Annotated in this window: 12 protein-coding genes and 2 pseudogenes; 5 read left to right on the forward strand and 9 right to left on the reverse strand. The window is 43.1% G+C overall.

Translation table 11 applies throughout. From position 1 onward, the window contains the following. The first annotated feature begins 18 nt into the window (after nucleotides 1–18). Nucleotides 19–1,691 (forward strand): annotated as a pseudogene (tnpC, locus tag AC3CID_RS18310) (IS66 family transposase). A 79-nt stretch (nucleotides 1,692–1,770) separates the two neighbouring features. Here tnpC and AC3CID_RS18315 read toward each other — a convergent pair. The 3 genes and pseudogenes from AC3CID_RS18315 to AC3CID_RS18325 all read right to left on the reverse strand — a co-directional run bounded on the left by AC3CID_RS18315 (nucleotide 1,771) and on the right by AC3CID_RS18325 (nucleotide 5,696). Next, nucleotides 1,771–1,896, reverse strand: coding sequence for a hypothetical protein (locus tag AC3CID_RS18315; protein WP_488528016.1), 126 nt, complete (start codon nucleotides 1,894–1,896; stop codon nucleotides 1,771–1,773). A gap of 425 nt (nucleotides 1,897–2,321) precedes the next feature. Further along, nucleotides 2,322–2,528: pseudogene (gene tnpA, locus AC3CID_RS18320) on the reverse strand (IS66 family insertion sequence element accessory protein TnpA); the annotation flags it as partial. A gap of 273 nt (nucleotides 2,529–2,801) precedes the next feature. Further along, nucleotides 2,802–5,696 carry a beta-galactosidase gene (locus tag AC3CID_RS18325; RefSeq protein WP_488527855.1) on the reverse strand — a complete coding sequence of 965 codons (2,895 nt, stop codon included), beginning with the start codon at nucleotides 5,694–5,696 and terminating at the stop codon, nucleotides 2,802–2,804. A gap of 371 nt (nucleotides 5,697–6,067) precedes the next feature. Here AC3CID_RS18325 and AC3CID_RS18330 point away from each other — a divergent pair, with 371 nt between their 5' ends. From AC3CID_RS18330 to AC3CID_RS18340, 3 genes are all read left to right on the forward strand, one after another. Beyond that, on the forward strand, nucleotides 6,068–8,329 hold the full coding sequence (locus AC3CID_RS18330) for an agarase (RefSeq protein ID WP_488527856.1): 2,262 nt from the start codon (nucleotides 6,068–6,070) through the stop codon (nucleotides 8,327–8,329). Nucleotides 8,330–8,392: 63 nt separating this feature from the next. Then, nucleotides 8,393–8,881, forward strand: a complete 489-nt coding sequence (locus AC3CID_RS18335) for a hypothetical protein (RefSeq protein WP_488527857.1) — start codon at nucleotides 8,393–8,395, stop codon at nucleotides 8,879–8,881. Nucleotides 8,882–9,193: 312 nt separating this feature from the next. Further along, nucleotides 9,194–12,298, forward strand: a complete 3,105-nt coding sequence (locus AC3CID_RS18340) for an FG-GAP-like repeat-containing protein (RefSeq protein ID WP_488527858.1) — start codon at nucleotides 9,194–9,196, stop codon at nucleotides 12,296–12,298. Between the two features lie 159 nt (nucleotides 12,299–12,457). Here the strand turns inward: AC3CID_RS18340 and AC3CID_RS18345 are convergent, their stop codons facing one another. The 5 genes from AC3CID_RS18345 to AC3CID_RS18365 all read right to left on the reverse strand — a co-directional run bounded on the left by AC3CID_RS18345 (nucleotide 12,458) and on the right by AC3CID_RS18365 (nucleotide 18,735). Next, nucleotides 12,458–13,930 carry a solute:sodium symporter family transporter gene (locus AC3CID_RS18345; RefSeq protein WP_488527859.1) on the reverse strand — a complete coding sequence of 491 codons (1,473 nt, stop codon included), beginning with the start codon at nucleotides 13,928–13,930 and terminating at the stop codon, nucleotides 12,458–12,460. A gap of 197 nt (nucleotides 13,931–14,127) precedes the next feature. Next, nucleotides 14,128–15,240 carry a zinc-dependent alcohol dehydrogenase gene (locus AC3CID_RS18350; RefSeq protein ID WP_488527860.1) on the reverse strand — a complete coding sequence of 371 codons (1,113 nt, stop codon included), beginning with the start codon at nucleotides 15,238–15,240 and terminating at the stop codon, nucleotides 14,128–14,130. Between the two features lie 195 nt (nucleotides 15,241–15,435). Beyond that, nucleotides 15,436–16,275: a class II fructose-bisphosphate aldolase gene (locus tag AC3CID_RS18355; RefSeq protein ID WP_488527861.1), complete on the reverse strand. Its 840-nt coding sequence runs from the start codon at nucleotides 16,273–16,275 to the stop codon at nucleotides 15,436–15,438. Nucleotides 16,276–16,302: 27 nt separating this feature from the next. Then, nucleotides 16,303–17,817, reverse strand: a complete 1,515-nt coding sequence (locus AC3CID_RS18360; RefSeq protein WP_488527862.1) for an L-fucose/L-arabinose isomerase family protein — start codon at nucleotides 17,815–17,817, stop codon at nucleotides 16,303–16,305. Nucleotides 17,818–17,829: 12 nt separating this feature from the next. Further along, nucleotides 17,830–18,735 (reverse strand): carbohydrate kinase family protein, encoded by a 906-nt coding sequence (locus tag AC3CID_RS18365; protein WP_488527863.1) that lies wholly within the window; start codon nucleotides 18,733–18,735, stop codon nucleotides 17,830–17,832. Between the two features lie 169 nt (nucleotides 18,736–18,904). Between AC3CID_RS18365 and AC3CID_RS18370 the strand changes: the two genes are divergently transcribed. Further along, on the forward strand, nucleotides 18,905–19,783 hold the full coding sequence (locus AC3CID_RS18370) for an AraC family transcriptional regulator (protein ID WP_488527864.1): 879 nt from the start codon (nucleotides 18,905–18,907) through the stop codon (nucleotides 19,781–19,783). Here the strand turns inward: AC3CID_RS18370 and AC3CID_RS18375 are convergent, their stop codons facing one another. Next, nucleotides 19,784–21,028 (reverse strand): LamG domain-containing protein, encoded by a 1,245-nt coding sequence (locus tag AC3CID_RS18375; protein ID WP_474356640.1) that lies wholly within the window; start codon nucleotides 21,026–21,028, stop codon nucleotides 19,784–19,786. Between the last annotated feature and the right edge of the window lie 16 nt (nucleotides 21,029–21,044).

A 21,044-nucleotide genomic window follows, 5' to 3' on the forward strand; every position in this document is an offset into this window, starting at 1 on the left:
CTCTGCGATCTTCCTTATATGACAAATAAAAATAAAGAAGATGAGCTAGCGCTCTTACGTTCAAAAGTGACTGAGCTTGAATCTACGGTACTCACTCTTCACCAATCTCTAGGCGAAAGTGAATCGAACATACTCACACTTCGACAATCTCTAGACGAGAGTAAATCGAACGTACTCACGCTTCGCCAATCTCTAAGCGAGAGCGAATTAACCATCCAATCTCTGGTTGAAAAACTCAACCTAGCGCGGCGTAAACGCTTTGGTAGTAGTAGCGAAACCATGCCCCCTCAGGACTTAGAGTTCAATGAGGCGGAGACTCATGCCAATACGATAGAAAAAGAAGAAGCGCCCGATAATCCGAATGATGACGCCTCGGAAGCGGAAAACACTTCCTCCGAGACAAAACGTCGTGGTCGCCCAAAGCTTCCCGAAGACCTACCACGAGAGCGTGTTGTGGTGGACATACCAGAATCAGAAAAAACATGCTCGTGTTGCCAGTCGATGCTCTGCAGGATGGGACAAAGCACCAGTGAAAAACTGGTGTATATCCCAGCCAGGTTGTATGTCGAAGTCACCGAAAGGCCCAAATACGTCTGCCGTCAATGTGATGCGCTAGGAGAGAAGAGCGTTGTTGCAATGGCTCCACCGCCGGCATCGGTTATCCCGAAAAGGATCGCGACTCCCTCTTTGCTTGCGCAAATCATCACGAACAAATACCACTATGCCCTGCCTCTCTATCGTCAAGAATCGCTGTTCAGACAATATGGGCTAGCGCTCAGCCGAAAAACGATGAGTCAGTGGATATTGCGTTGCGCAGATAAGGTAGAGCCGTTAATCGCCTTACTGAAAGAAACCCTTCTTACTCAAGATGTTCTGTTCGCGGACGAGACCACATTGACCGTGCTCGATGACGAAAGAAAGAAAAGTTACATCTGGTTGTATGGGTGTGGTCCAGACCGGGGCGGTAATGCGCAATCTCCCGGAATCGTCTTGTTCGACTACCAGGAAGGAAGTCGGGGTCACCACTGCCCTCAAACTACACTGGATACCTTCATGTTGATGGGTATAAAGCGTATGAAAAGACAGAGGCGAAGTTGGTGGGTTGCTGGGCACATGCAAGACGCAAGTTCATAGAGGCAGAGCAGAGTCAACCAAAAGGCAAGCAAGGTAAAGGGGGTAAAATCCAGTGGGCAGTCAGTTGGTTCCAAAAGCTCTATCGTGTTGAACAAGCACTCAAAGATAAGACGAGGGAAGAGCGATATGCTACCCGCCAATCAAAGACTCAGTCTCTGCTCAATGAGTTCAAGGTGTGGTTAGATAAATCGGTCACTCAGGTGCCCCCCAAAAGTAAACTGGGAGAGGCGATTAGCTACAGTCTCAATCAATGGTCGAAGCTAGTACGAGTTACCAATGATGGCCGGTTAAGTATGGATAATAACCGAGCGGAACGTTCAGTGCGTCCGTTCACGGTGGGCCGGAACAACTGGTTGTTCTCGAAGACTCATAATGGTGCCCGCGCCAGTGCCGTGCTGTACAGTCTTATCGAAACCGCGAAGGCTAACGACTGTGAGCCGTATGAGTACCTCGAATACGTGCTACGAGAAATCCCGAAACTGAAGAGTGAGGACGACCATGGTCATCTTCTTCCTTGGAACATGCCAAAAACGGACGAGTCCCCCATTCCCGAATAGCGTTCAGAATGACAGATACCGCCTTAGTTGGCGGTATCTGTGTTGATATTAGAAAGTCAATGAGTCGGTTCGTAGACGCTTACTGTTCAAGTAGCGATTGGCGCTCTTTTTGCCACTCGATTTTTTCCGACATCTGCATCTTCACCATCACTTGTAGCTCGGCAATATTTTGACTTTCCGGGTTGATATTGGGTGTCTTTTTCATGGCATTGATTATACTGAAATTATGCCGTTAACACTTGGCGAATAAGGCTTTGTTGCAGCTTAAGTTATTGAAAAAATGCTTTTTTTACGGGCTTGTAGCTGATAATTCTGAAACCAGAAAGCAGCCTATTAAGCTCGAATCGAGTCAGGGTAACCGCCTCATTTTTCTCTTTTGGTGGTTATTTATACTTTGCTTTTTCGAGTTGTTGATACCATAGTGCGAAGCCCGTTTTATCTTAGTACAACACTTTGATTTTATTGAGCTGTTTGTTGGTGAATAGGAACAGTGCGTCACTTCCGAAAGGTAGCCGGTGTCATTTTCCATGATTGCAGCAAGGCCGTTGATGGACTTTCTAAAATCGATGTTTTCACGAAGCAGGTAGATCTCCTGATAGCAGAGCAGACGTTTCATGATAGCGTCCTGATGAGCTCTGCCTGATATGTCGCCTTTTCGACGACTTCAGCTCTAACGAAACCTTGAAAAGCCTCAGTTTTGTTGAATTGCTGGCATTTGGCATAAAATGTTAAAGGATTGAGATTGTTGAGCTTACAAAATGCGAGTGTTGACAATGAACTCGATTCAAATTGCTCGATAAGCTTTTGCCATTCTTGGTTGGTACGTCGTTTTGCCATTTCAACTCTCCTTCTGTTGGAGACTTGATCTTAATATTTGTGCTCAGCGATTAGAATACGGGGTTTATGCCGCGCTTACGCCGTATATATTAACGGCAAGAATCAGAGCTTTAATCGAGAATCTTGTAGCGTGGTGTAATGAATAACACTGGCTAAAAAAATGGGGGGATAGAAGTAGGTGAATTTATTCAGATACTGCTGAACTGCTGAACTGCTGAACTGCTAACAGCATGAAGTAGCCCCTTTTAAGAGGCTATATCTAAGACACAATGCTTATTCTAGGTCTCCGTAACGACTTTCATAAAGAGAAGCGTGGAACTGTTTCGCGGCATCGACAAGTTCTTGGTACGGTGTATCGGTGACTGTCACAAAGCCATTGTTGTAGTTTTCACCATCCCATGCGCGTCCCGTGACCGGAGAGTCTAGGTATTGGAACCAATGTGCTCCGACAAAATATGGATTATCGACAATGCTCTGCATGTAATGTTTGAACATATCTCCACGCCATTGTTGGGATTCACCACTAATGGGGCCAGGATGGAACATACCACTGTCCATCGCACCAAAAGCAAACTCACCAATAAAGCTCGGCTTATCCAATTCTTCTAGTCTGCTCCAGTCTCCTTTTGACTGGAGATCATAGGCATAAAGGTTATAAGACATTACATCAACATATGGCGCCGCGGCTTCTGTTGCTTCAGGTGTTACACCCCAATCAGCGAAGCGAGATCCAAGATACAAGTGATTTGGCAATTCTTGTTTTACTTCTTCGCTAACAATCTTGAAGAATTCGTTAGCATGTAATGTTAAGAACATAGAGAAGTCAGATTTGATCGCATCAGTATACTCACCGGAGAATTGGTAGCTCTCTGAGAGCTCTTCCCATGATGGTAGGTTCTCACCCCACGCGATATTAAGTGCCGTGATTTCCCCGTATTTACTCTTTAGAGCGTTAATATACGCGGTTTTCGCAAAGCTATCTTTTGCATTTAAACGCAATGCTCCAATGGCAAGAGAATAGTGGTTGGCATCGAGTTGCATGTTGCCCCATGTGAGCTCATTATCGACAAATATTCCAATACACCAAGGTGAGTCAACCACATCTTGAGCAACGCCCTTAGCCATGGCTTTCACTGAGGCTCTAAATTCTGGATCAAACGGGTCATGCATGGCTCCCCAGTAATCGTTACCCGTTTTTATTTTTTGGTGACTTCCTACAATCCATCCATGTGCCGTGTATGGAACTTTAGTATTGCTGTAGTAGCCAGTATCGGACCAGTTGCCTAATGAAGTGAAGCCCCAATCCATCATTCGAGAGAGTACGACCTCTCGCCAGGTGGTTAACGCTTCATTAAAGGAATCGGGCGCAAATTTCCGTTGTAAGTTTGCACCGTAAAATGAAAAAACTTCGCCGTGATCAAGAGGACCATCATGAATCATTTTGCTGTATTGATAGGATTGAGCCAGAGAATCGTTGTAGTCAGGTAGCCAGCTAAACATGTTACGTCGTAAATCGGACAGTTCGGTTTTCTCTCCTTTTTGGTCAAGATACGGAACACCAGAAATTTCACTTGGTCGATAATTAGCTGTGTCAGGTTTTTCTATTTGGGTGAAGCCAACACCTGTGGTTGTAAAGGTGTCATCTAGTCTAATGTTGTCGAGGCCAGTCGCAAAATAAAGGTAGCCGTCAGGATCAACAAGTGCCCACTTTCCTTTGACTTTCTCAGTGCGGAAATAGCCCGTTGCGTCAAGTTTAGGGCCTTCTTTCCAGCCACCAAATTTTGATCTATCGGGCATTAACGTGGCATTTTTTATTAGGCTGATGTCTTCTTTTGCTCTCTGGGCAAGCTGCTTATCATGAGTAACTTTTTCATTCCAGTTTTCTTCCTTATATTGGCCATATTGGTCTATTAAGTTTTCAAATCGTTTGGAATCTGCCGCGAGATTGGGAAGTAAAGATACCGCCGATATTTCCAGCGTGGCTTCGTTTTGAGGGTTCATTTGGAAGAGTTGAATACTAACAATGTTACTGGTGTCCAATTCATCTGCACCCCAGCCAAACCCCATTTGCTGTGCCTGATACGCCTTTCTTGGCGGCAGCCCCCTCATGCCGGCATCAAACGTTTGGTCTAAGTTCTTTAGGGTAAAATAGTACGTGCCTTCATCATTGGGTGATAACTGCACGTACCCAGTGCGACTGTGCTTAACGCCGTCTGCCTTACCGCCGAGATTGACATCCACATCATCGTCAACACGCACATAGAGTTGGATTGGTGCTTCACCAGTATATTTGAGATCAAAACCTAAAGTGATGTCTTCATATTGGCTCCAGTCCCACGGTTTATCTTTAGCAATTTTGACGGTTGGGTAGTCTTCATCTGTACCATAATGAACTTCAAGCGTTTTCTTTCCATTGTTATCTACAATACGAACCTCAGAGCCCGTATGACGTTCAATCATGTCAAGGCTGGTGTCATTGAATGAAATGACGGGCGCGATGATATCAATGGGTGCATCGATCATTTTTGTTTCGCGAACTTCTGATTGTACTAAATCCCCTGTACCTTCAAGAAACTCGACATTGTGAATTAATAACGTTTGTTTTTCTGCCGGTCCAACGGTGTAGAGGGTCATCTCATACAATTGACGTAAGTTGAGCTCTTTTCCCCCACGATAACCGGGCATTTCCATGGCTGAACCACTGAAATAAAATTCGATAGTGCGTTTTTCATTGGGTTTTAGATCAACCGGAAGATCAAGCTGATGGTCCGCTGCGCCCATGATACCAATAGTATCAGCTAGTTTTATTTCGAAATGCAAAGGGGCGCTAGTTGGGTTTTCAACCTCCATAGAGAACCCACCTTGTGTGTTCCAATCCCATTTCTCATCAGGCGCAAAAATTTTCACCCCGGGCCATTTTGAGTTGGCTTCACTTTCGCTAATGGCATCAAATTCGATGGCTAATGTGTGCCCTTTCTTTTTAACGCTCACATGACTTGATTGCATTTTATTCATGATGTCGTCGGAGGTAAGGTCAAGTTTTTCCGCGGTATTTAAGGTGGATTCACTAGCCTGAAGTGCTTGTGCGTTCACATGTTGTGTATACACTAAGCTGCCAACGAGCGTACTGGCAATTAGAAGTGATAAGGCAGATCTTTGAAGTTTCAAAAGGGACTCCTTGTTCCTGTATGATATTGGGTATTCAATATTGGTTCCCTAACATTGAAGTAAAGTTCAACCAAAAGATCTATAGGTAAACCTATTTAGCCAGTAAAACTGTGATTACCGTGACCTAAAATCATCAATATAGAGATGGATATTTGAGCTCGCCCATATAAATGCCACATTTAGCGTTTTTTATTCAACATTAAATAGCTTTCATGTCATATAAAATATGACCTTTGCTACTAATTTAGAAATAAAATGACTTTTGCGATACCGATCAAGGATTGGTTTGTTATGTTGAGTTAGATTGGTTGACAAATTTATTGAGTGCAGCGTACTTGTTTTGATGCTGCCAGTTTGAGGTAACTATCAATATGTCAGTGTTAGCAAAAGACGCCGTTACGTTTTCTGAACATGATACGTCAATTTCACTATTTGACTTCGCAGAAGCAACAATCCCAAGCCAATTCTCGTTTGAAAATATCGAGGCAAAAATTGTATCGAGCGGTGATGGCATTACCGCAGGTGAGCATGCGTTAAAAATCCATACTCACAGTAAAGAGAACTTTCATACGTCAGTTTGCCTTCAGCCAAACGATGGCGAAGTATGGGATTGGAGTTTGTTGCCTGCGTTTAGCTTTGCATTTGATGCAACCAATGTCGGTCAACGTTCAACACAGCTTTTTATCAATTTATTTGATCATAAAGGGCAAATGCACAGTCGTTGTGTGACGATTCCTTCTCAAACAAGTGACACTTACTTAATTGAGCTAAAAGGTGAGTTTCTTAAGGGAAAAACGAACTTTGACTCTGGTTTGCGTTCAAATCCGGCGTCTTTTGAAACGCCATTTACGTATGCAACATGGATGTGGGGGCTGATGAATGTGGATTTGACGAGTATCGTCAAAATTGAATTAAGCATCCACGGTACTTTGATTGACCACGATATTATTTTTGACAACTTCCGTTTGATGTTAAATCCAGATCCAAACCCCGCGTTTCTTGAGGGAGTGATCGATCAGTATGGGCAAAACCGCGATGCATCTTATTCTGAGAAAGTAACGTCTGACGACGATTTGCATGCTCGTACCGCTCGAGAATTGCAACAGCTGAAAGAAGGCGCGATGCCAGACCGAGGTAGGTTTGGTGGATTTATCGATGGTCAACGTTTGGAAGCGACGGGATTCTTTAGAACAGAGAAGATTGATGGTAAATGGTCGTTAGTTGATCCTGAAGGTTATCCATATTTTGCGACAGGGATTGATATCATTCGTTTGGCGAATGCCTACACCATTACTGGTGTGGATTATGACCATAACAAAGTGGAGTCTCGTGCATCTGATGACGTCACACCAGAAGATTCGAAAGAAAAAGTCACTGTTCCGTTTGCAGCCAAAGAAAGCGCTTATATAGCGAATAAAGCCCGTCGTGATATATTTCAGTGGCTGCCAAGTTATGAAGAACCCCTTGGTGAGCATTATGCTTACATGCGTGAGTTGTTTGAAGGGCCTGTTGAACGTGGTGAAACGTTCAGTTTTTATGCGGCGAATTTACAACGCAAGTATGGGCAGGACTATTTGGAAAAATGGCGTGAAGTTACGGTCGACAGAATGCTGAATTGGGGTTTTACGTCATTGGGCAATTGGACTAATCCAGAATTTTACCGCAATGAGAAAATACCCTTTTTTGCGAATGGTTGGATTATTGGTGACTTTAAAACGGTCAGTAGTGGTGATGATTTCTGGTCAGCCCTTCCTGATCCATTCGATCCGGTCTTTAGAGAGCGCGCTCGCGCGACGGTAACGCAAGTACGTGAAGAGATCAAAGGGACGCCATGGTGTGTTGGTATTTTTATTGATAACGAGAAAAGTTGGGGCCGAATGGGCACCATCGAGGGGCACCATGGTATTGCGATTCATACCTTGGGTCGTGACGCCACAGACTGCCCAACCAAAGAGGTATTCGTCGATACACTTAAAGCAAAGTATCGCATAATTGAGGCATTAAACACACGTTGGGATACGAGTATTGCCTCTTGGGATATATTGGCTTCAGGTGTGAAAGAGTTAGAGCACAATGAAGCGCAGCTCGAAGATTATGGTATGTTGCTTGAAGTTTTCGCTTCGGAATATTTCCGTGTCGTGAATGAAGAACTAAAAGCACAATTGCCGAATCATTTGTATCTTGGCGTGCGATTTGCTGATTGGGGAATGACACCGGATGTGGTGCGTGCAGCGGCAAAACACTGTGATGTTATTAGCTACAACTATTACAAAGAAGGGTTGCACCCTGAACCATGGAAATTCCTACCAGAGATTGATATGCCAAGTATCATTGGTGAATACCATATTGGGTCAAAAGATGTGGGTTTTTATCATCCTGGGTTAGTATGTGCGGCAAATCAGCAAGAACGCAGTGAGATGTATGAGGATTATATGCACACCGTGATTGATAACCCTTACTTTGTTGGGGCGCATTGGTTCCAATATATCGATTCTCCGATTGCTGGACGTTCATTTGACGGCGAGAACTACAATGTTGGTTTTGTGTCTACCGCGGATGTTCCGTATGAGCCAATGGTAGAAGCTGCGCAAAGACTGCATAGCCAAATGTATAAGCGCCGCTATCAAAAATAAAGGGCGTGTAAGGTAACTAAAAGGGCTGATTTCATCTATTAGCCCTTTACTCGGAGAGCGTTCATGACATGGACTAGAAAAGTGATCACCTTTTTATTACTGAATACGATGTTTTCTCCGTCGTTGTTTGCCTGTGCATTTCATGATCTTGCGACAGACAATCTAACCGAAGAATTGTCTTATACTGTCAGTTATTACATTAAAGTCGGACGCACTCAAGGGAAAATTGAAGAACCAAGTAATGATAGTATGGCAATGTACTTATTTTTAAATTCATTAAATCAAATGCCTCATGAATCTACTGTGTTCGATTTTCGACAGCCTATTGATGGGCATATGTCGACCATTAATATGACGAGTAAATCGACATTGCTTGAATACAGTCCTGAGCGTAAAGTGCCGATGCTGATAACCGAAATGGATATATTATGGGGATTGGCACAGGGACGGTTTACTTGGCAGTGGGTCAAATCTGAAGGTCTAGCGACGATTAATGGTACTGCTGACCAACGATCAATATTAGATAAGATATTTAGCGAAACGTATATTTAATTAATTTTTTGATGTAATACCTTGTGTGTACATTCTATCTATTAATAGATAGAATGTATTTTTATTATGCTACTTTATTAACAAATTAGATCTGAAGTTAGTTGTGTCTAAATTTTATTTATGCTGTTAACTGTCAAGGATATAGTGTTTCCCATTTGATTGAATATTGGCGTGTGGCTATTTTTATTTTAATTATTACGGATATGTCATCGATTATATTATAGTGTCGTATGTCAATATAAGCTCATGGCGCTTATTAATATAGGATAGGTAACATATAGATATAGTGTGTATAAACATTAGGGAAGAGTGATGAAAGGATACAAGAAGAGTGTGTTAACCCTATCTCTATTCGGTTTTTTTTGCACGTTGCCAGTAACATCATCAGCAAATAATACCCCGTTTATTGTCAAGCCAGTGTCTCCAGTCGTGTTCAACGAAACAATAGATAGTTCAGTTAAACGACTTGTTTTAGAGCTCGATAATCAGGGAGAGTATGCGACACTTAATGTTTATGCTGGTGAACAGTTAATTGTCGATAATATGAATGTGCCATCAAAAGGAAAACAAACCTTATCTGTATTGGTGAAGTTTTCTGATTTAGGTCAGGTAGCGTTAAAAGTAAAATCGCTAACCTCTTCATTGGTTATTCATAGTTTAACGTTAGAATCCGTAGAAGATTTAATTATCCCTCATTATGAAGATATTTCGGTAAAGGCGGGTCTTGATAAAATTAATTCTCTAAAGTATGGCGGACCGTCAGTTGCTGATATTAATAATAATGGATATTACGACTTTGTTGTTAATAATCATAATGAGGAAAGCAGTAAGCTTTATTGGAATAATGGAGACGGTACCGTAACAAAACACCATAAAGACCTTTCTCGTTGGTATATGCATGATTTACATGGCACGTCATTCGCAGATTACGATAATGATGGTGATCTAGACCTGATTTTAGCGCAAGGTGGTGGTAACGGTAGAAACCCATCGAGGAACAATTTTTACCATAATAATGATGGTGAATTTGTACTCTATACAGGCGATATTGGCATCGAGCGAGGTGCTCGAGGTCGAGGATCTAAATGGGGAGACTTTAATAAAGACGGCAAGCTTGATTTTGTCATGATTAATGAAAGAGGGTTGTATAAAGAGACGCCACAACATCATTTTTATGAAAATGTGGGGGAGGGGAAGTTTGAATTGCGCTCGGTTGATGGGATTGAAAATGAAACGCCAGAGCGGGCATTAATTACCGACCTTAATAATGATGGTATTGATGACATCATTCTTTACGGACACCGTGATGCGATGTCTGTGTGGCTAGGAAATGGTGACTTTACCTTTACTAATATTACATCGCAGTTTCCTCAAGCGCTTCGTGATGCAAAACAAATTTCAGCCGTGGTTGATTTAGACATTGATAACAACGGTAGAACGGATTTGTATTTTGCTCGTGGTAATGAGTTTGAACACGGTCGTGGCGAAGCGCCTTCCGTTGATTTTGATCCAGAAACCAAACAGTTTTCTATTAAACCACGGCCGTACTTTGGTAAAGATCAGTGGCAGTTTACCGCTGATGGTACATTGAAACTGGATAACTACTATTTCCTAGGTCAAAACGGGTTTCGTCATAAAGACTATCCGATATTTTTAGGCAAAGACAAGCACGCCACAGCAGTACCTTCCGGTGGGGAATTTGAATTTTCTGCTGAAGATGCACAAGGTTGGCCGGATGACATCAATAAGAGTGGCGTCTATTTTGGACACATAGGGAACGGGCAATGGAAGGCGGCGTTAGTGCGCAAAGGGGATATATTCTGGGCATACAAATTTAATCTTACCGGGGTAACATCTTACGACTTAGAATTTACGCCAGAAAATCGGAATCTCAGAGATTTCTTGATTCGAAATGATGGTGACAAATTTGTGGATGTATCGGAAGAGTGGCAGATACCTCGTGGCGGTAATGCACAAGGGGTGACAACGGGTGATTTTAATAACAACGGTAGGCAAGACCTTCTTGTTTATCGTTGGGGCAATGTTAACCATCGTATTTCTGATCTTATGTTGCTCAACAATAATGGTCGATTTGAGGCGGTAACCATGCATGGAGCGTCTGATGTCGGCGGACCAGGCTATGGGGATATGGGACAAGCATTTGATTTTGATATGAATGGTCGAACCGATATTTTAAGTGGCAGTGAATTTGGTGAGTGGTATCTATACAGCAACCAAACAGAAGGTATCGGTAATTATGCTTTGGTTAGAGTTGGTTATTCACCGCAAGACAATATCGACTCGATCGGCGCGACGGTCACTGTAAAAACGGCGGATGGAAAGTGGCGCAAACGAGTGGGGTCTGCGGGGGAAATTTTTTCGCAAAGTTTGTTGAATATTGTCCATTTTGGCTTGGGTGATGCTGAAGAAATCGAATCCATTGTGGTGACGTGGAGGAATGGTGAGTCGGTAGAATTTAAAGACAAATCGGTTAATCAACAGTTCTATACGGATAAACTGGATCCTGAGTCGTTAACGATTGAATCGGAGTTTGAACACATTCGAGAGAATACAGGGGTGGCGCTTGGGCTCATTTCGCATCCGTTGAACTCTGATGCCTCAGTAGTATGGTCAACTAGTAATAATAAAGTGTTAACGGTCAATCAGTCAGGCGTGGTTTCTGCCGTTGGGCAAGCTGGTCAATCCGCGACGATTACAGCCAAAAGCAAGGTGACTAATCTAGCAACGACACGCGCGTTCGAATTGGTGGATTGGTACCCTAACCCGATAGAATCTATTGTGCTCTCCGACAAAGAGACCTCGTTTATTGTCGGTGAAACGGTATCGCTTAATGTTGCTGTTAATCCGGCTCAACCTGATGATGCAACATTGACTTGGTCAAGTAGTGATGACCGTATTGCGACCGTTACGTCTCATGGTCTTGTCAGTGCTTTGAGCACGGGTGAGGTGGTGATTACGGCTCAATCTGAGGTGAACAACACCATCAAAAGTACGATCAAGCTAACAGTGGAGCCTAATATCGAGGGTTTTGTTAGCATTTTAGGTCACGATACGTACGCTCAGCAACCCATCGTGATGAAAGATACGATGACGGTGAAGGTCGATTATCATGCCGGTACGGAGAACAAAGTCATCTCGGCTGATGAAGGTGGTTTGCGAATTTGGCTACGTCATTTTCAACGTAAATGGTTGCCTCAACGTGACATTGTTTTAGTTAAGGCTGAGGCGATTGATACTGAGTCAGGTAGTTTTAGTTTCACTATCCCTCTTGAAGGTGTTGCTCCAACCAATACATTGCCAGAGGGGCACTTTTATTCACTTCGAGCAACATTTACAGCCAGTGATGGCACTATGCACAGCCATGAAATTTATCCACTCAATTTTGTTGCTGATTAAAGTTCACGGGGTTAAAAGGGAGGTAACTAGACATTAGCGTAGTAGAAAATGGAGCCTGATATTAAAACCCGACCTTGATACCAAGGTCGGGTTTTAATGATTGTTTTTGCCTATCTTATCTTGCGTGTTATTTAGGCCTGAACTGATTAATGGATTATGTTATTTGGCAATGCCCAGTGGAGAAAATATGATATACAGCATCACCACACCAATACAGATAACGGCGGCCATTGGTTTAGCCATCTTCCAGTGCTCTAATGCCACAACATTGGCGACTTTAGGTTGATAATCAGAAGTTCTCGGATAAAGCGAACCAATAATTAGCATCAAAATGGTAGTGGTAACAAATAATACGCCTGTCAAATGCAAGAAGTGAATATCAAATTTGAACACAAACATTGATAAAGCATAACTAACCATAAAGAACGCAACACCAATGTTTGCTGCAATCGCTGGAACTCGGCGAGTGATAAATCCGACGACGATAATGGTACACATCGGTGCCATGTAAAAGCTATTAATTGTCTGAAAATATTGGAAAAACCCCTGTGGAGCATAATAAATAAAGGGTGCCACAAATATGGAGCCGAAGCCGATGATGCCACTAAATTTACGCCCAACCTTAACTAATTTAGTATCACTCGCCTCTGGATTAATAAGTGGTTTATAGACATTTAGCGTAAACAGAGTCGATGTACTATGAAGTACGTTATTAAAGGAACTCAGTACGGCACCAAATAATACCGCTGCAAAAAATCCAAGCATCGGTGCGGGTAGCACTTCGCGAACCAAGGCTGGGTACGCAGCCTCTCCAGACGGTAGTGAATCACCAAACAATGCAAAAGCTATCACCCCAGGTAATAGAAGATAAAATGGACCTGCAAGCTTAACCAATCCAGCCCAAAGTACTCCTTTCTGCCCTTCGGCTAAATTTTTAGCGCCTAGAGCACGTTGAATGATTGATTGGTTGGTTCCCCAGTAGAACAGGTTAAGGATAATCATACCGGTGAAAAAGGTTGAGATCGGCACGGGGTCATCAGCGCCACCAATCGCATTTAACTTCTCTGGATGTTCGGTCATCAATACTTGGAAACCGTCGAAAGCACTACCGTGCCCAAGTGCGGTTAAGCCGAAGAAAGGGATGAGAATGACCCCGCCAATCAGTAGTCCGACACCATTAAATGTATCTGCATAAGTAATGGCTTTCAGACCACCGAATACGGCGTAAGAGACACCGATAAAACCCAAGGCAAAAACCATCACCCATAAACTGCCCCAGTAGGAGATATCAAATGCTTCTGGGACATTAAATATCCCACTTAATGCAACAGAGCCAGTGTATAGAATGGGAGGAAGGAGATTAAAAATATAGCCAAACAAAAATAAAAAAGTACACAAATACATTGTGCTTTTCCCATATCGGTCTTCGATAAAATCTGGAATAGTGCTAAACCCACCACTTAGGTAGCGAGGCAATAAGTAAAGGGCAACCAAAACTAAGGTTAAAGCCGCGCATACCTCCCACGCCATAGGGGTCATGTTTGCCGTATAGGCTTGAGCATTTAATCCGACGAGTTGCTCGGTAGAAAGGTTGGTAAGGATGAGTGAGGAGGCGATAATTATGCCACTCAAGCCTCTTCCGGCTAAGAAGTATGAGTTTGCATCCTCTTTTTCTGTGTTTTTTTAACTTTTAACCATGAGCCAATGGCAACCATGGAGGTCAGTAGGACAAAGGTAATTGGAACTATCATATTAAGCTCTCTTTATATTATTTTGGTCAGTTCACCCACTTTTTTGTGTCAAAAAGCGGGTTGTGTAGGGGGATTCAATTAATTAATCGTGATCACCTTTATACCTTCCATGCGAATATTGGTTTCGATTGCCTCGGTGAGCTCATCTAATGGAAACTCGTGAGTGACGAGTTTTTCAATGGGAAGGCCAATACGCTTAATGCCCTTCATACACTCTATCGCATTTGGGTAATCTTCTGGACTGTATGCCCACGAGCCGACTAAGGTGATCTCTTTGTTACAGATATCTAAATGAGGATTCATGGTTGCTTCGCCATTATTAACAAAGAAGCCAACCTCACATACACCGCCACCACGCGCTATTAATTTAAGTGCGGTAGAGGCAGCAGCAGGCACCCCGGTACATTGGAACGCAAAGCTCGCACCTCGGCCGTTGGTCAGTGATTTAACTTGTTCAACGATGCCAGCTGTACCATCAAAGTCCATAAAGTTGATCGTCTCTGTTGCCCCTAGCGCCTTTGCCAATTGCAGGCGAGATTCCTGGCCATCTATTGCAATGATCTTCTGCACTCCAAGTGTTCTAAGAACTGCGATAACAGATAGTCCAATAGGACCCGCTCCCTGAATAAGAACGGTAGAAGCAAAGTTGATTAATTGTGTGGTTTTCGCGCGCTCTATCGCGTGGACTGCGACCGCAATCGGTTCAATAAGAATGCGCTCTTTCAGGCTGAAATCTGACACATTAAAGAAGGTCGACCCTGGTTTTAGGACGAGGTATTCGCCAAACCAACCATTAAATTGGTTTTCAGGTTGGTCGCCCATCAGACCATAGCAACCCATGTTTTCACAAAGGTTGGTTCTGCCAGGGGTGTTTACACAAGGCTCACACTCGCCGCATGGGATGATGCTAGTAATAACTTTGCTGCCAAGTGCGACTGGGTTTCCTATGGTATCTGATGCAATATTACGGCCTAATTTAACAATTTCGCCAGTACCTTCATGACCAAGGACTATCGGCATAATGCCAAATGGGTCATTGCGGTATTCGTGGACATCAGTACCACAAACGCCACACCCTTCGATACGAATCAGGATTTCATCGTCCATGATGTTCGGAAGAGGATGCTCAATAAATTGAATGGTTTTGATGTCCTTAAGGACAGCAACCTTGGCCTTTTCTGGAATATACATAATGTTATTTTCCTTATGAAATTTTAAAAAGTACGATTACCCGCTCGAGCACCTAATTCGTGTCGAGTTGGCTGAATTTAGACATTGGGACCCTTAGTTAAAGCGGTGAATTACAGCAGTGAACTATTACAGCAATGAACTAAGGGCGGTATTATGGAACTGAATAACAATGTTTAACGAACGAGATAACAATGTTTATAGAATGGAATTCACCGCCTTTAGACGGTCTAAGACGACAGCTTGAACCTGAGGAATAACCTCTTTCATGATGACTGGTGGATAAGCAGAAGCGACATCTTTGGTTATTTTTGCGTGAGCTTCTCGCATGTAGGTAGTATGGACAATTGTGCCAATGTTAATTTTGGCAATCCCCATGGTGATTGCTCTTTGAATATCTTCATCGGCGATCCCGGTTCCACCGTGCAGTACCAGAGGATTAGAGACTGCATTGGCAATTTGTTGTAAGCGGTCAAAATGAATTTTTGGCGTTGTTGGTGTAAAGCCATGAGCGGTACCGATGCCAATGGCAACGATATCTGGACCAGCCTCTTCACATAACGCCACGACGTCTGCAACTGATGCAAGGTAATCATCTTCACTTTTTATGATGACATCTCGCCCCATAATTTTGCCAATTTCAGCTTCTACCGAGACACCAGCACTGCGTGCGTAATCGACGACTTCTCGTGTCATTTTGATGTTGGTTTTAAGGTCATGATGAGAACCGTCAATCATGACAGAGTCGTAACCATCGTCGATTGCTTGCTTACATAGATCAACAGAGGTGCTATGATCGAGGTGTAAGTAAATTTTTTGATTGGCTATACGTTCAAAACCATCCACCATTTTTCGACATAAGTACGTACCATTCAGCTCAGCAACAGGTGGGTACGTCATTGCCATAAAGGGGAGGTCTAGCTCATTCGCCGCTAATGCAACAGCATGAAGATCATAAATATCATTAATATTAAAGCCAGCAAGACAGCGTTGTTCTGCACGGTACTGGTTTAGTAACGTAGTTAAGTTTGTAGACATAATTCAATTCCAGAGTGTTTTGTAACGTTAAAAATCAAGTTTCTTTGGTAGACCGCGACCCGTCGTTTGGGCCGCTGTTGCAGGCAATTCATTGATACCAGCCCAATAGTTAAATTCACGTAGGTCTTCAAGAAGGTGACCTCGAGCAACAACCCAGTGATGGTCCATACCGTGATTCATGATGGAGCTGGCGACAGATTTAGAGTTAAGTTCTGTTGGGACAACCTCGCCATAGCAACCTCTATAGCGCATTGGTGATTCAACGAGATTTCCTTCAAATGAGAAAATGGTTGATGCATGAGGGTATTGATATTTAGCGATGGTAACAGGGCCTGTTTCTTGTAAAAATTCGAACAACATGCCGTAAGAAGTTTCTGGATCGTAATTGTCCAGTATGCTGTGATTTCGTATTTCAAGCTGACACCCGTTTCGCATCAACTTGGTTGATGTACCGCCGCAGTGCCACATGCCAATTTTATTTTCACTATGATTGACGAATGAAAAATCCATGAGTGTCGGTAAGCCTTCGCCTACCGTAATTTCATTTAATATGGTCATGGTAAGTAAAGCACCCATGTCCGATTCATCGGCAACAGGGAGTCCAAGGTCTTGTACCAATGAGCCTGCGCCATCACCTGATATACCGTAGTTATCAAACAGCTCTGGCCAGTTTTTCAAAGCCACACCGATGTAACCTTCTTTGTTTGCATAGTCGGCTATAGCCAGAGCCAGTCGAACCGACTTCTTCAATTCATCGCGCTTTACATCGCACTTATACACTTTGGGCGAATTCACCAGCTTATCGACTAATGGGTTCAATATGTCATCGTTGTATTTGGCTTCGCCATGTAGCCAAATGGTATGCATATCAATGCGTTCCACCGCCAAACCAAAATGTTTGGCAATCGACATTTCGTTGAGCTCACAATCATAGAATCCGGGAACACGCATTCCACCCACCATCAGCAATTTGGCGTGTTTTAGACGTGCTTTTGCGGATGTGGTGCGAATAAAGCGACCTAATGATTCGTTCAGGCTGTCTGCACCAGGTTCTTCAAATATCCAAGAATATTGAATCTCCATTGATGAAAGATTATTCAGCAAAAAATTTTGTCCGCACAAGCGGTTTGCAGTCAAACTTCCGCCTGTGGTTTCTGTATGGGACCAACTCAATATAGGCACATTATGGTCAGCTAACCAAAGTGCTAATGCGAGAGCCAAATCGCCTTGTATGTATGAAGCTTGATAGACGATAAGTGCCTTCATACCTTGAGCATAGTAACCTTCTAACAGTGCTAGCATCTGTTCCTTAGTTTGAATTGGCTCTTCTTCGGCAAGCATAGAGTTATACTGGGAAAATACTCCCGTGACATCAGACACCGCTTGTTTATAAGACTGTTTGGCTTTTGCCCAATCAAAATGCAGCTCGAAACCAATGCCAATGAATCCAACAGGTACATTGCTGTAGTTGGCTTTAGGTGCAATAAGGGATTTCATTTCTTGTTCAAGTAGTCCGGCACGAAGCGGAAAATTAGTCGTCATTAGGTTCACCTGTTATTGATAATTTTGGATAAAGGATTTAACTTCTGAAGGCGATGGGAAATGCGTTCTTCCACCAAAATAGGTGGCAACGATAGCGGCAAACGCCGACGCAAAAATCATTCTTTCGGCCAAGGTGTCACCTTGAATTAGGCTGTAGGCATAAGCGGCATGATAGGCGTCTCCACAGCCTGTGGTATCCACAACGGCTACCTCAAAACACGGTTGGTGGATGATTTCCCCCTTTTGTAGTGCCCAGCTACCATTTGCCCCGTCAGTAATTACTAGCTGTGCACTACATTGTTGACTGATAGTATTGAGGCAAGTTTCGGGATCGTCCTCATTGGAGATAAATTGCGCAGCTTCAAGCGGCAAAATAACGTGACTGCCTAGTTTCAGCATGGTGTTAAGTTGGCTGAGGTTACCGATTTCCATATCAATAATAGAAGGGATACCTTTTTCTTTGGCGAGTTCGAGCAAGGCGATATTACCTTCGACGTCATAGCCATCGACATACAGCAGTTTTGTGTTATCCAGCCATGCAGGCTGGATATCTGCCGCCGAAAGAGCGCGATAACCTTGGGTGGTATAGAAAACGGTCCTTTCACCGGATGTGACATCGACTTGCACCAACGCTGTCGCGGGTACCATATTAGGTTCACTGAGCATTAAACTGGTATCAACATTCCATCGATTTAGTTCATTACGAGCGATACTGCTTTGTGCGTTGTTACCGAGATAGCCTAGAAATGCGGTACTTAATCCAAGCGTTGCCATACCACACGCACCATTGCCAGCGGGTGCTCCTCCTTGAATGATAATATTGTCTACTTTGTGTTTGCTACCGTGGTTGTATTGCTCAGGCAGCGTCATAAGCAGATCAACAACATTGAGACCTGAAACCAAAACATCAAATGTCATTTGATTGCTCCATCATAAGAATGTGAGTTGTTGGTATCAGATTACGAGAAATTTATGAGATAAGTTAAATACTCAATTAGATTGTTTGTGTACTATTTTTCCTATAATTGTGTTTTTATGGTATAAATATTGGAAAATAAGAGCTTGAGCATGTTTTATGAGGGATACAATGAGACCGATACTTGAGCATGTGCCCAATACGGAGCAACAGTCTCTGTATTTTAATCGTTACGAAAAGACCAGCTTTACCTTCCCTTGGCATTACCATCCGCAATGGGAACTTAATTATATTATTGAGGGGACAGGTTCGGCTTATACAGGCAATACTGTTCGCCATTTCGTTGCCAACGAACTCGCGTTGATTGCACCAAACGTTCCTCATTGTTGGAAAAGTAATGTTGGGACACAAAGCGGAGTGAAGTCGATATTTGTCCAATGGGATAATCGTTTTTTGGGTGATAATTGGCTCGAAAAGCCGGAGTTCACGAGTATTAAAACCATGTTTGAAGGGTGTAACGTTGGGTTATCTTTCCATCATTCTGATGCCTTTGGCATGCGTATCATTGATTTACAGTTGAAAAGTCCATTTAAACGAATGTTAGGATTTATTGATTTATTGCATGACTTGAGTATGCAAACCAAGGTCATGCCATTGGGACAGGGGACAATAGTTACCCCCTCTATGGCGGCGGATAAAAGAATCATTGCTATCTTGGATTATGTCAGCCAGCATTACGTGGGAAAAATATCGGCGGACAATATGGCCACATTAACTAATATGACCCCCGTGTCTTTTAGTAAATTCTTTGCGCGAACCTTTGGAAAGACGTTTACTCAGTTTCTTAATGAATACCGAATAAGTCAGGCGTGCAGTTTATTGATATCGACTCGACTGACTGTAGAACAAATTGCCGATCAATGTGGTTACCAGAATATGTCGTTTTTTCATCGGCAATTTAAAACATTACAAGGTGGAGTGACGCCTATTGCATTTCGTGCATCCTATCTGCAAGTGACGGGTGAGACACCTGCAGATAGGACGTCTTGACTATTTTTTGACAGGCTTAAAGACGCGGATCCAATCGACTAGCATTTTATTTCGGCCAGTCGTATCACTAAGCTCTTTGTCCGTCGGGTTTGATGTCCACCAACTTTGCAGTTCATTATTAATAATAATATCCATTGGTTTATTAAATCCCTTACCATCTTGATAATTGTATGGATCAATTACCGAAGTTGGTGAGCGCTCACTTGCTTGTTTTAGATAAGCAAAGTTAAATTCGCCTTGTTCTTTTTTGTAGATATCAACCGCTTGATAACCTTTACCATCTTCAGACAACTTCTTGTTGCCGTTCACTTTTGGGTAGCTGTAAGCCCACGTCCACTCACCACGATTAAACATTTTCGTGGCAAAGGCATTATTGTAGACAACACGAACGAGTTCGCCGTTAATATAGTATTCAAAGTGGAAAGGGTTCACCCAGTTAACGCCAATCTGTATGTATTGACGATCGCCATTGTTCCACGTGTAATCCCCCCAGCTCGCGTGACCTTCACGATCGCCTAACCACCAACTGTTTGTGTCTCGAGGCTGGTAATCTGTAAACGGGTCACGAATGAATGAGTGATGACTAAGATGGATATATTGTGAGAAATGACCATTGTTGTTGTCTTTTCCTGGATACGCTTCAAGAATATCAATCTCTTGCGTGTCATCAGGGCTCAGTAACCATACTGCTGTTGCGAGTGAAATATCAGCAAGACTCACACTTGCTTCCACAAAGACAGGATACTCCACCTGAGTATTCGATGTGATACATCCAGCATTCACTCCCGGCTTGCCTTGTTTTTCTGTACTTGGGTTACGTGATAGGTGGAATTCAAGATTGCCGTCTTGGACACCAATGTGATCGTGTTTCCAGTAGGTGGCACCAGGACCATCCCAAGCGTTGTGGTAAAAGTTATACCATTTACCGTCACCAAAATCAGCATGCTCGGAGGTTCGCTCGAATGTGTACTTGAAGTCATCTGAGATATGAGTTTGTGCTTGCCATTGCTGCTGATCGCCAGCTGCTGCAGGAACATCGAGTAATAAGTAGTCACCAGAGGTTGGATCAAGTCCAATGGCCTTATAGCCGTTTTTCGACGCAGAAGTCAGCTCGGTGGTACTGTTTGGACCTGGTTGGGCCGAAATGACACGTTCATAGCCTGTTAATGCCGGTTTGCTGTTTGTTGATGCACAACCGGCTAAAGCAATAGCGATCGATGTAATAATAAAGGTGTTCTTTTTCATTGAGATTGTATCCGTG

This window comes from Vibrio sp. QJM3NY_21 (assembly GCF_057785975.1).